This window comes from Micrococcus flavus (genome assembly GCF_014204815.1).
Lineage (GTDB): Bacteria > Actinomycetota > Actinomycetes > Actinomycetales > Micrococcaceae > Micrococcus > Micrococcus flavus.
Map to the genome: position 1 here is coordinate 353,713 of NZ_JACHMC010000001.1, position 14,500 is coordinate 368,212.

The 14,500-nt window shown below is 74.0% G+C and carries 13 protein-coding genes; 5 read left to right on the top strand and 8 right to left on the bottom strand.

The genetic code is table 11. The annotated features are described in order from the left end of the window. Positions 1-3 precede the first annotated feature (3 nt). Positions 4-756 (bottom strand): DedA family protein, encoded by a 753-nt coding sequence (locus tag BJ976_RS01715; protein WP_135029848.1) that lies wholly within the window; start codon positions 754-756, stop codon positions 4-6. Positions 757-921: 165 nt separating this feature from the next. On the opposite strand from BJ976_RS01715, the gene BJ976_RS01720 reads away from it, so the two are divergent. Beyond that, positions 922-1,515, top strand: coding sequence for a hypothetical protein (locus BJ976_RS01720; RefSeq protein WP_135029847.1), 594 nt, complete (start codon positions 922-924; stop codon positions 1,513-1,515). 74 nt (positions 1,516-1,589) lie between these two features. Here BJ976_RS01720 and BJ976_RS01725 read toward each other — a convergent pair whose 3' ends face one another. From BJ976_RS01725 to BJ976_RS01745, 5 genes are all read right to left on the bottom strand, one after another. After that, positions 1,590-2,384, bottom strand: a complete 795-nt coding sequence (locus BJ976_RS01725; protein WP_135029845.1) for an amino acid ABC transporter ATP-binding protein — start codon at positions 2,382-2,384, stop codon at positions 1,590-1,592. Beyond that, positions 2,384-3,214 (bottom strand): amino acid ABC transporter permease, encoded by an 831-nt coding sequence (locus BJ976_RS01730; RefSeq protein WP_135029843.1) that lies wholly within the window; start codon positions 3,212-3,214, stop codon positions 2,384-2,386. Before BJ976_RS01730 ends, BJ976_RS01725 begins: the two co-directional genes overlap by 1 nt. Then, positions 3,211-4,032 (bottom strand): ABC transporter substrate-binding protein, encoded by an 822-nt coding sequence (locus tag BJ976_RS01735; protein ID WP_135029841.1) that lies wholly within the window; start codon positions 4,030-4,032, stop codon positions 3,211-3,213. Before BJ976_RS01735 ends, BJ976_RS01730 begins: the two co-directional genes overlap by 4 nt. A gap of 132 nt (positions 4,033-4,164) precedes the next feature. Further along, positions 4,165-5,334 carry a Clp protease N-terminal domain-containing protein gene (locus BJ976_RS01740; RefSeq protein WP_135029839.1) on the bottom strand — a complete coding sequence of 390 codons (1,170 nt, stop codon included), beginning with the start codon at positions 5,332-5,334 and terminating at the stop codon, positions 4,165-4,167. A 114-nt stretch (positions 5,335-5,448) separates the two neighbouring features. After that, positions 5,449-6,687, bottom strand: a complete 1,239-nt coding sequence (locus BJ976_RS01745) for a YihY/virulence factor BrkB family protein (RefSeq protein WP_135029837.1) — start codon at positions 6,685-6,687, stop codon at positions 5,449-5,451. 182 nt (positions 6,688-6,869) lie between these two features. Between BJ976_RS01745 and BJ976_RS01750 the strand changes: the two genes are divergently transcribed. Beyond that, the gene (locus tag BJ976_RS01750; RefSeq protein WP_135029834.1) at positions 6,870-8,462 is read left to right on the top strand and encodes a CYTH and CHAD domain-containing protein; all 1,593 of its coding nucleotides are present in this window, start codon (positions 6,870-6,872) and stop codon (positions 8,460-8,462) included. Between the two features lie 95 nt (positions 8,463-8,557). Continuing rightward, complete coding sequence (clpB, locus tag BJ976_RS01755) at positions 8,558-11,167, top strand: ATP-dependent chaperone ClpB (protein WP_135029832.1); 2,610 nt, start codon at positions 8,558-8,560, stop codon at positions 11,165-11,167. A 6-nt stretch (positions 11,168-11,173) separates the two neighbouring features. Here clpB and BJ976_RS01760 read toward each other — a convergent pair whose 3' ends face one another. Further along, positions 11,174-11,365 (bottom strand): hypothetical protein, encoded by a 192-nt coding sequence (locus BJ976_RS01760; protein ID WP_135029830.1) that lies wholly within the window; start codon positions 11,363-11,365, stop codon positions 11,174-11,176. Between the two features lie 174 nt (positions 11,366-11,539). Further along, positions 11,540-12,922 (bottom strand): M20/M25/M40 family metallo-hydrolase, encoded by a 1,383-nt coding sequence (locus BJ976_RS01765; protein WP_135029828.1) that lies wholly within the window; start codon positions 12,920-12,922, stop codon positions 11,540-11,542. A gap of 354 nt (positions 12,923-13,276) precedes the next feature. On the opposite strand from BJ976_RS01765, the gene BJ976_RS01770 reads away from it, so the two are divergent. Together BJ976_RS01770 and BJ976_RS01775 are read left to right on the top strand one after the other, a co-directional pair. Further along, positions 13,277-13,495 carry a DUF3073 domain-containing protein gene (locus BJ976_RS01770; protein WP_135029826.1) on the top strand — a complete coding sequence of 73 codons (219 nt, stop codon included), beginning with the start codon at positions 13,277-13,279 and terminating at the stop codon, positions 13,493-13,495. Further along, the gene (locus tag BJ976_RS01775; RefSeq protein WP_135029824.1) at positions 13,492-14,436 is read left to right on the top strand and encodes a Sir2 family NAD-dependent protein deacetylase; all 945 of its coding nucleotides are present in this window, start codon (positions 13,492-13,494) and stop codon (positions 14,434-14,436) included. Before BJ976_RS01770 ends, BJ976_RS01775 begins: the two co-directional genes overlap by 4 nt. Positions 14,437-14,500: the final 64 nt, after the last annotated feature.

The window sequence follows — 14,500 nt, forward strand, 5'->3', positions numbered from 1 at the left end:
TGTTCACTTCCGGCGGTGGAGGGACAAAATCTCCGCCTCGACGCGGGCGGCGGCGGCGTCCGGGGACTCGTGCTCGCGGGCGGCGTCGTGGGCGCGCGCGCGGTCGCGGCGCAGGCGCAGCACGACCCACACGGCCAGGGATCCCAGGATCAGGACCATGACGAGGTTCGAGAACATGTCCGCGTAGTCGGAGATGAGGTGGAAGTTCTCGCCCAGGGCGTACCCGCCGTATACGAAGATCGCGTTCCAGATCAGGGAGCCGAGCGTGGTGAAGAGGGTGAACTTCGCCAGGTTCATCCGCTCGATGCCCGCGGGGATGGAGATCAGGGAGCGGAATACGGGCACCATGCGTCCGAAGAACACGGTCCAGTAGCCGTACCGGGCGAACCACTTCTCCGTGCGCTCGACGTCCTCGACGTCCACGAGCGGCATGCGGTCCGCGATCCGGTACATCCGCCGTCGGCCCAGGGCCGCACCGATCCCGTAGAGCGCCAGGGCGCCGACGACGGCGCCCAAGGTGGCCCAGAGCAGGGCGGCGTGGGGGCTGAACGCGCCGTTGGCGGCGGTGAACCCGGCCAGCGGCAGGATCACCTCCGAGGGGATGGGCGGGAAGATGTTCTCCGCGAGGACGGCCAGGCCCACGCCCACGGGGCCGACGGCCTCCATGATCGACACGACGGCGTTGCCCAACCAGCCGTAGTCGGCGGGCTGCGCGGCGGCGGTGGACAGGGCCCAGAGGGTGGGGCTGGCGGTCATGGCGTCCATTGTTCCACCATCGGGCCGTCCCGTGGTCGGGGCGGGGAGGGACGAGGGCCCGCGGTGCGCACCGGTTGATAGGGTGGGAGGGCTGACCGCTCAACCGATCGTTCGCGCCGCACTCACCCCGTGACGCGCCGCGGGCTCCACTGGAAGGAAGACTCCATGAGCATCATCCAGATTCCGCTGCGCCTGACCTCCGGCGCGTTCATCCTCAACTCCGGCCTCGGCAAGCGCACGCTGGGCGAGGAGCAGGCCGCGTACCTGCAGGGCATGGCCGTCAAGGGCGTCCCGGCCCTCTCCAAGCTGACCCCCTCGCAGTTCAAGAACTTCCTGGTGGCCGCCGAGGTGGGCACCGGCGCCGCCCTGCTGGCCCCCTTCGTGCCGGGCTGGCTGGCCGGCTCGGCCCTGACCGCCTTCTCCGGCGGCCTCATGTCCATGTACCTGAACACCCCGGAGATGACCGAGGCCGACGGCGTCCGCCCGTCCCAGGACGGCACCGCCGTGGCCAAGGACGTCTTCATGCTCGGCTCCGGCCTGGCCATCGCCGCCGACTCCGTGGTCAACCGCCCGGGCAAGCGCCGCAAGGCCGCCAAGAAGCGCGCGAACCTCATCGCCGACGCCCGCGAGGCCAAGGTGCAGGCCATCCGCGAGGCCAAGGACGAGAAGGTCGCCGCCATCTTCGCCGCCCGCGACCAGCAGACGAAGGCGCTGCGCGAAGCCCGCGAGGAGCTGGCCAAGCTGCGCAAGAAGGCCTGAGTCCCTCCCCGCATGCGAAGGGGCCCCGCACCGGCGTGCCGGTGCGGGGCCCCTTCGCATGCGGGGGGCCTCTGTCAGAGGTCCACCTCGGTGGGGTGGAGGACGCGACGCAGGAAGTCCTGCGTGCGGGGCTCCTGGGGGTCGGCGATGACGGCGGAGGCCGGGCCGGACTCCATCACCACGCCCCCGTCCATGAACACCACGCGGTCCGCCACCTCGCGGGCGAAGCCCATCTCGTGGGTGACCACCAGCATGGTCATGCCCTCCTCGGCCAGGTGGCGCATGATCGAGAGCACCTCGCCCACGGTCTCCGGGTCCAGCGCCGAGGTCGGCTCGTCGAACAGCATCAGCTGCGGGTCCATGGCGAGGGCGCGGGCGATCGCCACGCGCTGCTGCTGGCCGCCGGAGAGCTGGTCCGGGTAGCGCTCGGCGAGCTCGCCGAGGCCCACGCGCGCGAGCTGGCGCGCGGCGACCTCGCGGGCCTCGGCGGCGGAGCGCTTGAGGACCTTGGTCTGCGCCACCGTGCAGTTCCCCATCACCGTCAGGTGCGGGAAGAGGTTGAACTGCTGGAACACCATGCCCACGTGCTGGCGCAGGGCGTCCAGGTCCACGTCCTCGTCCGTCACGGTGAACTCGCCCACCTGTACGGTCCCCGACTCCGGGGTCTCGAGCAGGTTGACGCAGCGCAGCAGCGTGGACTTGCCGGAGCCCGAGGGCCCGATCAGGCACACCACCTCGCCGGGCGCGATCTCGAGGTCGATGCCCCGCAGGACGTGGTTGGCGCCGTAGGACTTGTTGAGCCCGGCGATCGTGACGCCGGCGGCGTCGACGGCGGACACCGGGGCGGCGGGGGTCTGCTGGGTCGTCATCACGAGACCTTCCGGGAGGAGCGGGCCTCGAAGCGGCGCGCCAGGAGGGACAGGGGGACGGTGATCACGAGGTAGCACAGGCCGGCCACCAGGATCGGCGTCATGCCCGCGTCGAGGGCGGAGATGCCGTCGCGGCCGAACTTGGTGAGCTCGTACTCGTGGGCGGCCAGGCCCAGGACGTAGACCAGCGAGGAGTCCTTGGTGAGCAGGATGACCTCGTTGGTCAGCGGCGGCAGGACGATGCGGAACGCCTGGGGGATCACGATGGTCACCATCGCGCGCCAGTGCGGCATGCCGAGGGAGCGGGCCGCCTCCATCTGGCCCTTCGGCACGGCCTGCAGGCCCGCGCGCAGCGTCTCCGCGATGTACGCGGCGGACACCATGCCCAGGGCCGCCATCACGACGACGGGGATCGGCCAGGTGACGCCGAACGCGAAGGGCACGCCGTAGCCGAACGCCAGGAACACCAGCAGGGCGGGGACGCCGCGGAAGAACTCGACGTACGCCGTCGCCAGCCACCGGTAGGGCGCGAACGAGCTCATCCGCATGAGGGCGAGCAGGATGCCGCCCAGCAGGCCCACCACGAACGAGGTGGCCGTGTAGAACAGCGTGTTGCCGAGCCCCACGAGGAGGATGTTCGGGAACATCGGGGCCACGGCCGCGAAGTTGAACACGTTCTCGGCGAGGGTGGACCAGTCGATCAGGAAGGCCAGGATCACGAGGGCGAGGACGAGGATCGCCGCCTGGACGGCGATCGACACGGTGCGACGGCGGCGCGCGCGGCCGGGGCGGGGCGCGGCGGCGGTCGGAGCGGGGGCCTGGGTGCTCACTGGTAGTCCTCCTGCACGGTCCCGAACCACTTCTGCTGCAGCTCCGTGAGGGTGCCGTCGTTGCGGAGGTTCTGGAGGGAGCGGTTGATCGCGGAGCCGAGCTGCGCCTTCTCCGGGGCCACGGCCATGCCGAGCTGCTCGCCGGTGGGCAGGGCCTCGACGACCTCGAAGCGCGGGTCGTCCTTCAGGGTGTAGAGGATGACCGACTGGTTGCCCAGCACGGCGTCGACGGTGCCGGCCTGCAGCGCCTGGACCTGCATGCCGCCGTCCTCGAACTGCACGGTGTCCAGGCCGGCCTGCTGGGCGTACTCCTCGCCCGTCGTGGCCGCCTGCACGCCCACGCGGGCGCCCCGGGCGGACTCCACGTCGGTGATGCCCGACTCCTTGTTCGCCACCAGGACCAGGTCGTCGTCGAGGTAGGGGAGCGTGAACGCCATGACGCGCTGGCGGGGCTCGGTGATGGAGATGGACGAGGCGTTCAGGTCGCAGCCGGTCAGGGAGGCGCCGGACTCGACGGCCTCGAACGAGGTGTCCACGATCTCCAGGCCGAGGCCGAGGTCCTCGGCGAGCGCGCGGACCAGCTCGATGTCGTAGCCGGTGAGCTCCCCGTCCTGTTCGAACTCGAACGGCGGATAGGGGACGTCCGAGCAGACCGTGAGGGTGCCGGGGCTGACGAGACCATAGGTCTCCGAGAGGTCGCCCTCGGCCGTGATCCCGGCCGTGGCCGAGTCGCCGCCGATGACGGCGCAGCCGCTGAGCGCCGCGGCGCTCGCGCCGAGGGCCAGGGCGCCGAGGGCGCGTGAGGTGAGACGAGACATGGGTGCCTTCCGAGGCGGCCGGGGCCGACCGGGGTCAGGGGCCCGCAGGGGCGGGCCTGTGAGGGACAGGGCGCCATCCTAGTGTCCGCCGCCACAGGCGAGGCGTGGTGAGACAGCCGAGGTCCGAATGTGTCAGCCGCGCTCGGCGGCGAGCGAGGCGAGGGACTGCAGGTGCTGGGCCACGGCCCAGGCCTGCGGCCAGCGGGTGGCCCGGTCCGCCAGGGCGTCCCGACGGCGCACGGTGCGGCGCACGCGGATCAGGCGCACGCGGGTGCCCTCGCCGCTGAGGACCTCGTGCCCCGGGTAGTCCACGGGGTGCTCCGGGGCGGGGCCCGCGTCCGGGGTGAGGACGAAGACGTAGGCGCCGGCCAGGGCTCCGGAGTAGTCGCGCGCATCCGGCGCGCGGGTGCCGTCCTCGCCCAGCGGGCCCGTGCGGTGCTCGTCCAGGACCTCGACCCACCGGATGCGGTGGGCGCCGTCCGGGCCGGCGGACTCCGAGGGGAAGAGCTGCCGGATGGAGCGGTGCGACCCGCCGCGGCCCGCCTTCTCCCGCACGGAGGTGACCACGCCGAAGGCGTCGTCGACCTCGGCCTCGGCGGGCTGGGCGGTGACCGCGCGGATCTGCTGCGCGTCGCGCAGCAGGCGTATGACGTGCTCCCGGGGGGCGGAGACGAACCACTCGGCGCCGAGTGCGCTCAGGCGGCCCGCGCGGCCTGCCATGGCGCCGGAGGTGCGGATGCCGTCCGGCGGGGTGAGGGCGTCCGCGGGCGTCCGGCAGCCCGCGGGGGTGACGGCCAGCTCCGCGTCCGGCAGGCGGACGTCCGAGGCGTCCCCGGCGGCCCGCAGGGATCGCCGCAGGGCGTCCACGTCCACGCCGGCGACGGCCACGAGCGCGGAGACGGTGCCGGCGGGCTCCTGCAGGAGGTCCAGCGCCCAGCCGGTCTCGGAGAGCGGCTGCCCGCGGCCGGGCAGCATCCCCTCGGAGGAGGAGGACAGCGGGACCGTGGACGCCCCGCCCCGGTCGAGCACGGCCAGCGGGGCACGCGGGATGCGGCCCTCCCGGGCCACGTCCGTCCCGACGGCGCGCAGCTGACGGCCCGCGCGCACGGCGGCGCCGCGGCGGGCGGCCTCGAGGGACAGTCCGTGCCGGGAGGCGACGAGGGCGGCCGGGCCGCCGGAGGTCAGGACGCCGAGGAACAGGTGCTCCGGGTCGACCCGAGGGGCCGAGACCCGCATGGCCTCACGCCACGCGCCGGAGAGGAGCACGGCGGTGCGGCGCCAGTCGGCGGTGTCCTGGGCCATGGCATTCCTTTCACCGGCGGGGCGGCCGGATCAGCGGGCGGCCCTGTCCCAGAGGGTATCGAATCCGTGAGCCCGTCCGCGCACGTCGGGCGCCGACCGGGCCCGGTGTGCGCGTCAGCGACCGATCTCGTGCTCGGTGTCGGGGCGGGGCCCGTCGGGGGCGGCGTCGGGGTCCACCCGCGTGCGCCCGAGGCGGGCCTCCTCGTGCTCGGGAGCCGCGTGGAAGGGTGTGCCCGAGGTGAGGTCCGCGGGGGAGCGGCGGGGGGCGTCGACGGAGAACAGCGTGCCCTCCTCCGCCAGCAGCGGGGTGCGGCGGGCCGTGAGGGGCTCACCCGAGCGCGCGGCCTCCGTGACCAGGTGGCCCAGCCGCCGGTAGCGACGCTGGGTCCGGTCCAGCTCCTCGAGCATCCCTGTGTGCCGCGTGGCCAGCTGCAGCTCGTCCGCCGCGTCCGCGCCGACGGCCAGCTGCCGGGCGCGCAGCACCTCCGCGTCCAGGGCCGCCCCGGCCATCATGACGATGCAGGCGAGCCACCCGAGCGCCAGGATGCCGATGGCCGAGTTGATCCGGCCCACGATCTCCAGCTCGCCGAACCGGTCCGTGATCCAGCCGAGCACCAGGGTGGCCGCGAACAGCATCACCACCACGCTGACCGCCCCGAGGGACAGGGGGCGGTAGCGCGGCGGCCGCACGTTCGGGCCGCGTCGGTAGGCCAGGGTCACCGCGAGCATGATCAGCACGAGGATGACGGGCCATTTGACGAGGTTCCACGTGCGCACGGTCTGCTCCGCCAGGCCCACGGCCTCGCCCAGCCGGGCGGAGAGGTCCCCGCCGAGCACCACCAGCACGATCACCAGGACGAGCCCCAGCATCAGCGCGAGCGTCTCGACGAACAGCACCAGCCGGAACCGCAGGAGCGTGCGCCCCTCGCGCGTGTCGTAGATGCGGTGCATCGCCCGGTGGAAGGCGCCCACGGCGCCGGAGGCGGAGAACACGGCCCCCAGCGCGCCCAGGGTGAGTGCGAGCGGCCCCGTGGCGGAGGCCCCGAGGCCCAGGATCCAGTCCCGGACGGCGTCGGAGGACAGGGCCGGCCACACCTCGGAGGCCAGGCCCGCCGCCGCGTCCACGGTGGTCTGGCGCAGGCCCAGGAGGGAGACCAGGGAGACCAGCGCGATCAGGGTGGGCAGCAGGGAGAGGGCGCCGAAGAAGGTCATGGCGGCGGCCACGTCCCACACCTGGATGTCCAGCAGGCGGTTCCACGTCCGGCCCAGGACGTAGAGGAGGGAGGGGCGCGGGCGCTCCCACGTGCGCAGGGGGCCGCGTCGGCCGGGCGGCGGGGGAGCGGCGGTGGACATGCGGCCACGGTAGCGCCCTCGGCCCCGCGGATCCGGACCGGGCCGCGGCCCGGGCCGTGCCCGCGGGGCGCGGCGGTGCCTAGGCTGGGAGGCCAGGGAGCGGCCCGGAGCCCGCGGACGGGCGTCGTCGTCCGACGCCGCCGGCCGCCGGGGCGCCCGATGTCGAGAGCCCAGGAGGACCCGTGTCCGAGCCCGCGAAGAACAGCCCGTCCCAGGAGCAGCCGGACCGGACCCGAGGGCCGCAGGCCCCCGCGGGCGCGGACGCGGCGATCGAGGCGGAGGTCAAGTTCGAGCTCGCCGAGGGCGCGGAGACGCCCGACCTCACCGGTCTGCTCACCCCCGGGGAGACGCGCGAGCACCGGCTGCGGGCCGTCTATCTGGACACCCCGGACCTGTTCCTGCTGCGCACCAGGGTGACCCTGCGCCGCCGGGAGGGCGGGGACGACGCCGGCTGGCACCTCAAGCTCCCCACCGGCACCGATCGGCTCGAGGTGCACGCCGGGCTCACCGAGGGTGACGGCCGCTGGCGGGTGCCGGCACCGCTGCGGGAGGCGCTTGACCGGCACCTGGGGGAGGCGTGGACCGGGCGCACGGGGGCGGACGCCGGCCTCGTCCCCGCCGCGGTGCTCACCACCCGCCGGGCCGAGACCGACCTGGCCGACGCGGACGGCGAGGTCGTGGCGGTGCTCTGCGACGACGTCGTGCACGCCCTGCCCGCGGACCGGCGCTGGCGCGAGCTCGAGGTGGAGCTGCGTCCCGGGGTGGACGGCGCCCTGCTGGAGCGGGTGGTGGAGCACCTGGCGCGACAGGGTGTGGCGGTGGCCGAGAGCCCCTCGAAGCTCGCCCGCGCCCTCGAGGACGACGTCTCCCGGATCGAGCGGGGCAAGGGGCCGCGCCGCACGGGGCCGGCGGCGCGCGTCGTCCTGGCCTATGCCGCGGAGCAGGTGGCCGTGCTGCACGGGCGCGAGGAGGACCTGCGCACGGACGAGCCCGGGGCGGTCCACAAGGCCCGCGTGGCCACCCGGCGGCTGCGCAGCGCGCTGCGCACCTTCCGCGACCTGTTCGACCGGGACGTGACCGATCCCCTGCGCGACGAGCTGCGGTGGTACGCCGGCGTCCTGGGCGGCCCCCGGGACGCCGAGGTGGTCCGCGCGCGTGTGCTCGAGCAGATCGATGCCGTGCCGCGCCGGGACGACGAAGGTCCCGTCAAGCGCAGCGCCACCGCCGAGCTGGACCGCGTGCACGCCGAGGCCCACGCCGCGCTGGTGGAGGCCCTGGACTCGATCCGCTACGCCGCCCTCCTGGACCGGCTCGCCGAGTTCCTCGCCGCCCCGCCGCTGCGCGGGAGGGCGGGCCGCCGCGCCGTGGACGTGCTGCCCCGGCTGGTGGACCGCGCCGCACGGCGGGCGCAGCGGGAGCACGCCGCGGCCCGCGCCGCCGCGGGTGACGAGCGGATGCACCTGCTGCACGAGACCCGCAAGCGCGCGAAGGCCGTGCGCTACGCCCACGAGCTGCTCGCGCCGGCCTTCGGTGAGGGGGCTGCCCGCCAGGCCGGGCTGTGGGAGCAGGTCACCGAGGGTCTGGGCCAGGTGCAGGACATCGACGTGGCGCTCGAGGCGCTGCGCGGTCTGCGCCGGGCGGCCGAGGCCGCGGGGGAGCCCACGTACACGTACGGGTACCTGATCGGGTGGCAGACCGCCCTGCAGGGCCCCGCCGTGGCGGCGGGCGAGCAGGCCCTCGAGGCGGCCCTGGCCGAGGCGCTCGCGGAGGCCTGAGGGGCGGCGGAGGACCCGATCCCGATGGAATAACCGCCCACCCGGCGAAGTTGAGCTGAACAGACTCAAGACCGACCCCGAAGGAGCACCCACCCATGAACGCCACCCCGCAGTTCACCACCAAGAGCCAGGAGGCGCTCTCGGCCGCGGCCATGAACGCCACCACCGCCTCCAACCCGAGCATCGAGCCCGCCCACCTGCTCAAGGCCCTCATGGACCAGCGGGACTCGGTGGCCGTGGCCGTGCTCAAGGCGGCCGGCGTGGACCCGGACGTGGTGTCCACGGCCGCCTCCACCGCCATCCACGGGCTGCCCAAGGCCTCCGGATCCACCGTGTCCGAGGCGCGGCTGGCCCCGGCCGCGGCCGCCGCGGTCAAGGCCGCCCAGCGCCAGGCGGACTCCCACGGGGACGCCTACGTCTCCACGGAGCACCTGCTGCTGGGCCTGGCCGCGGACGCCGGCGACGCCGGCCGCGCCCTCCGGGACGCCGGCGCCTCCCTCGAGGCCCTCCAGGCCGCCTTCACCCAGGTGCGCGGGGACGGCAAGGTGACCACCCCGGACCCCGAGGCCACCTTCCAGTCCCTGGAGAAGTACGGCACGGACCTCACCGAGGTCGCCCGCTCCGGCAAGCTGGACCCGGTGATCGGCCGCGACGCCGAGATCCGCCGTGTCGTCCAGGTCCTGTCCCGCCGCACCAAGAACAACCCCGTGCTCATCGGCGAGCCCGGCGTCGGCAAGACCGCCGTCGTCGAGGGCCTGGCCCAGCGGATGGTGGCCGGGGACGTCCCCGAGTCCCTGCGCGGCAAGACGCTGATCAGCCTGGACCTGGGCGCTATGATCGCCGGTGCCAAGTATCGCGGCGAGTTCGAGGAGCGCCTGAAGGCCGTCCTCGAGGAGATCAAGGCCGCCGAGGGTCAGGTCGTCACGTTCATCGACGAGATCCACACCGTCGTGGGCGCGGGCGCGTCCGAGGGCGCCATGGACGCAGGCAACATGCTCAAGCCCATGCTGGCCCGCGGCGAGCTGCGCCTGATCGGCGCGACCACCCTGGACGAGTACCGCGAGAACATCGAGAAGGACCCCGCCCTGGAGCGCCGCTTCCAGCAGGTCTACGTGGGCGAGCCCAGCGTGGACGACTCGATCGCCATCCTGCGCGGGCTCAAGGAGCGCTACGAGGCCCACCACAAGGTGGCCATCGCCGACTCCGCGCTCGTGGCCGCGGCCGCGCTGTCCGACCGGTACATCACCGGCCGCCAGCTGCCGGACAAGGCCATCGACCTCGTGGACGAGGCCGCCTCCCGCCTGCGCATGGAGATCGACTCCGCCCCGGAGGAGATCGACGTCCTGCGCCGCCAGGTGGACCGCCTGACCATGGAGGAGCTCGCCCTCGAGGGCGAGACGGACCCCGCGTCCGTCGAGCGGCTCGAGGCCCTGCGCGCCGAGAAGGCGGACCGCGAGGAGGAGCTGCGCGCCCTCACCGCCCGCTGGGAGTCGGAGAAGGCCTCCCTCAACGAGGCCGGCGACCTGCGCGTGAAGGTGGACGAGCTGCGCTCAGCCGCCGAGAAGGCCCAGCGCGACGGCGACCTCGCCGAGGCCTCCCGCCTGCTGTACGGCGAGATCCCCGCGTTGGAGAAGCAGCTCGAGGACGCGGACCGCCGCGCCCAGGAGCACGCGGGGGACGACGTCGAGACGATGGTCTCCGAGGACGTCACCGCGGACGACATCGCCGAGGTGGTCTCCGCGTGGACCGGCATCCCCGCCGGCCGCATGCTCGCCTCCGAGTCGGAGAAGCTGCTGACCATGGAGGACCACCTGGGCGAGCGGCTGATCGGCCAGAGGGACGCCGTCACCGCCGTCTCGGACGCGGTGCGTCGCTCCCGGGCCGGCATCGCGGACCCGGACCGGCCCACCGGCTCGTTCCTCTTCCTGGGCCCCACGGGCGTGGGCAAGACCGAGCTGGCGAAGGCGCTCGCGGAGTTCCTCTTCGACGACGACCGCGCCATGGTCCGGATCGACATGTCCGAGTACTCCGAGAAGCACGCCGTCTCCCGCCTGGTGGGCGCCCCTCCCGGGTATGTCGGCTACGACGAGGGCGGCCAGCTCACCGAGGCCGTGCGGCGCCGCCCGTACTCGGTGGTGCTGCTGGACGAGGTGGAGAAGGCCCACCCGGAGGTCTTCGACATCCTCCTGCAGGTGCTCGACGACGGCCGCCTCACCGACGGCCAGGGCCGCACCGTGGACTTCCGCAACGTCATCCTCATCCTGACCTCGAACCTGGGCAGCCAGTTCCTGGTGGACCAGTCCCTCGAGGAGCAGGTGCGCCGGGACCGGGTGATGGACGTGGTGCGCGGGGCGTTCAAGCCCGAGTTCCTCAACCGCCTGGACGAGGTGGTCATGTTCGACGCGCTCGGCGTGGCCGAGCTCGCCCGGATCGTGGACCTGCAGGTGGATGCGATGGCCGCGCGCCTGACCGGCCGCCGGCTGACCCTCGAGGTCACCGAGGCCGCGCGGGAGTGGCTGGCCCTCACCGGCTACGACCCGGCCTACGGCGCCCGCCCGCTGCGCCGGCTGGTGCAGCGCGAGATCGGCGACCGGCTGGCCCGGTCCCTCCTGGCCGGTGACGTCCAGGACGGGGACACCGTGGTGGTGGACCGCGCCCAGGGCGAAGACGTCGACGGCCTGACCGTCGCCACGCGCCGGGCCTGACGCGGATCAGGGGGCCGTGGTCAGGACCGCGGCCCCCAGACCGTGGGCCACGGCGGCGGTGAACCCCGTGGAGAGGACGATCGCCACGACCTGCCACGCCATGACCCGCTGCGGGGAGGCGCCGAAGGAGGCCATCGTGGGGGCGGCCACGTGCCCCGGGATGAAGAACCACGGGCCCAGCAGGCTCAGGCCCGCCACGCCTCACGCCCCGAACCGGCGCCGCGCACCCCGGAGGCGGCCCAGCGGGCGTGGGAGGCCGGCTGGATCTGACCTGGCGATCGGCCGTGGTGCAGGTGCGACGGCGCCCGTCCCGGGAAGGGGGCGGGCGCCGTCGTCGTGGGGACGCCGGGCAGGTGCGGCCGACGATCCGGGTCAGCGGGCGCCGAGGGCGTCCGTGTCCTGCTGCAGGGTGCCGATCGCGTGGGCCACCGCGCGGGCCGAGTGGGTCAGCGTGGTGAAGGAGACGTTGTCGATGTCGTCCTGGGGCGTGTGGTAGTTGTCGTCGTACAGGGAGAGCAGGCCCGTGGAGGGGATGCCCTCGGCCACGAACGAGGCGTAGTCGGAGCGGCCGTTGCTGCCGGCGGCCACCCACTCGTGGCCGTCCCGCTCGAGCTGGGAGGACAGCAGGGTCTCGCCGCCGCCCGACCAGTCGCCGGTCAGCACCCCGAGCGTGTCCTGGTGGTCCAGCGGGGCCACCATGTCCAGGTTGATGTACAGGGAGATGTCCTCGCGCGCCTCGGCCGGGAGGGTCTGCACGTAGTGCTCGGAGCCGAGCAGGCCGATCTCCTCCGCGCCCCACAGGGCGAAGCGGACCTGGGACTCGGCCTTGTTGGCCTTGGCCGCCTGGCGGGCGACCTCCAGGACGACGGCGGAGCCGGAGGCGTTGTCGTGGATGCCGGGGCCGGCGGGCACGCCGTCCAGATGGGCGCCCAGCATGACGACGTCGTCCTCGCTGCCCGTGCGGGTCTCCGCGAGCACGTTCCAGGTGGGACGCTGCTCCACGAGCTGCTCGAGGTCGAGGGTGACGGTGGCGCCGCCGGCGCGGGTCTGCGCCAGCAGCTCCTGGCCCAGCTCGCGGGTCACGCCCACCGTGCCCACGTAGTCCTCGGAGGGGGCGCCGAGGGTGCCGCTGAGGTCGCCGTCGGCGTTGTTGTAGATGATCACGGCTTCCGCGCCGGCCGCGGCTGCCGTCAGGGACTTCTGCGCGAACGTGCACTCGCCGCGGGAGACCAGGGCGACCTGGCCCGTCAGGTCGACGCCGGTCCAGGCCGCGGGGGAGCAGCCGGTGGCCGCGCCGGTCGGGGCGGTGAGCGGGGCGTCGGTGACGAGCGCCGAGGGCGAGTATGTGAACACCGTGTGTCCCAGCTCGCGGGAGACCGGGCTGGTCTGCGCGAGGGAGTCGCGGAGGGTCTCGGTGTAGGTGATCTCGAACTCCTGGAGCTCGACGTCGTAGCCGGCCTCTTCGAGCTCGTCCACCGCGTAGTCGACGGAGGCGCGGTAGCCCGCGGTGCCCGCGGCCCGATTGCCGTGCTCGTCCGCGATCGCCTGGAACGCCTCGATGTCCGCGCGCAGACTCTGCTCGCTGATGGAGCGCACGAACTTCTCCGGGGAGTTCGGGTTGCCGCCCGCACGGCTGAGACCGGGGCCCAGGCCGGCGTTCCCGGCGTGGGCGGGCGGACCGGCGAGGGCGGCTGGCGGGGCCGCCAGGGTGGCGGCCAGTGCTCCGGCGGCGAGGAGGGCGGACGTGCGACGCATGGTTCCTCCTGGGGTGCGGGGTGGGGGTGTGTCCGGACGCGGCGGGCGTCCGGTGGGACGGGCCGTCCGGGATGGATGTGATGCAGGCAACATAGCGGAGGGTGCCGCCGGTGCCCAGTGCGCCGTCATGTCGGGGTCACGCCGGAGTCGCCGGGCACCGGCGGAGGACGCGGCGCCGTCGTCGCCACGGAGGACGACCTCGGCGCGGGCGGAGCGGGGAGGGGCGCCTCCGAGCGCCTGGTCACCGCGCGTTCATGTACCCTGGTGCGCACGAACCATATTGACCAGTGACACCCGGCGGGCCTCTGTGCGCCCGGATCCCGGGAGACGAGAGATGCGAAGGGGGTCACGCTCATGGGGCGCGGCCGTCAGAAGGCGAAGGCCACGAAGCAGGCACGGGAGATCAAGTACATGTCTCTCGGAACGGACCTCTCGGCACTGGAGCGCGAGCTCACGGGCGGGCGCACCCGCGTCCCGGCCCCGGAGCCGGAGGTCGAGCAGGAGTCCGAGTACGAGGACCCCTACGCGGACCTCTACTCGGACGAGGACGAGGACGACGTGCCGGGCCGATGACGCCTGCCACGCATCCCGCACTGGACGGGCACCGGGCCGCGCTGCGGTCCATCGCCCGGGTGGTGGGGGAGAGCGCACCGCTGCAGGACCCCGAGACCGCGTCTCGGGGTCTTCTGCGGGTGCTGGGCGAGGGCCGGCCCCTGGTGATCACGGGCGCCGGCGTGTCCACCGACTCCGGGATCCCCGACTACCGCGGGCCGAACGGCTCGCTGCACCGGCACCGGCCCATGACGTACCAGGAGTTCCGCGACGATCCCGCGGCACGCCACCGGTACTGGGCGCGGTCCTTCGTGGGCTGGCGTCGCATGGACCGGGCCCGCCCCAACGCCGCGCACCGCATCCTGGCGAGGTGGGCCGCCGAGGGCACGGTGGCCGGGATCCTCACCCAGAACGTGGACGGTCTCCACGCCGAGGCCGGGCGGGACGCCGGCATGGACCCGGACCGGCTGATCGAGCTGCACGGCGACCTCGCGCGCGTGGCGTGCCTGCGGTGCGGCCACCGGGAGGGTCGCCGCGCCCTGGACGCGCGGCTCGAGGCGGCCAACCCGGGCTACCTGGAGCGGGTGGAGATCGACCCGGACGCCGTGAACCCGGACGGCGACGTCACGCTCAGCCCCCGATGGGTGCAGGAGTTCCGCATGGTCGGGTGTCTCGCCTGCGGGTCCGTCGAGCTCAAGCCGGACGTCGTGTACTTCGGTGAGAACGTGCCGGCCGAGCGGCGGGACGCGGCCCGCGCGCTGGCCTCCGCGGCCGATGGCATCGTGGCCGTGGGCACCTCCCTGGCCGTGATGAGCGGGTTCCGGTTCGTGCTCGACGCCGAGCGCGCCGGCAAGCCGGTGGCGCTCGTGAACCTGGGCCCCACGCGGGCCGACCCCAAGGCGCAGTGGCGCTGGCGTGCCCCCGTGGCCGAGGCGCTGGCCTGGCTCGACGCCCGCCTCTGACCTCCCCGGAACGTTGTCGTTCGGGAAACGGCGCCAGGCCAGGCGTTTTCGTTCGGGAAACGGC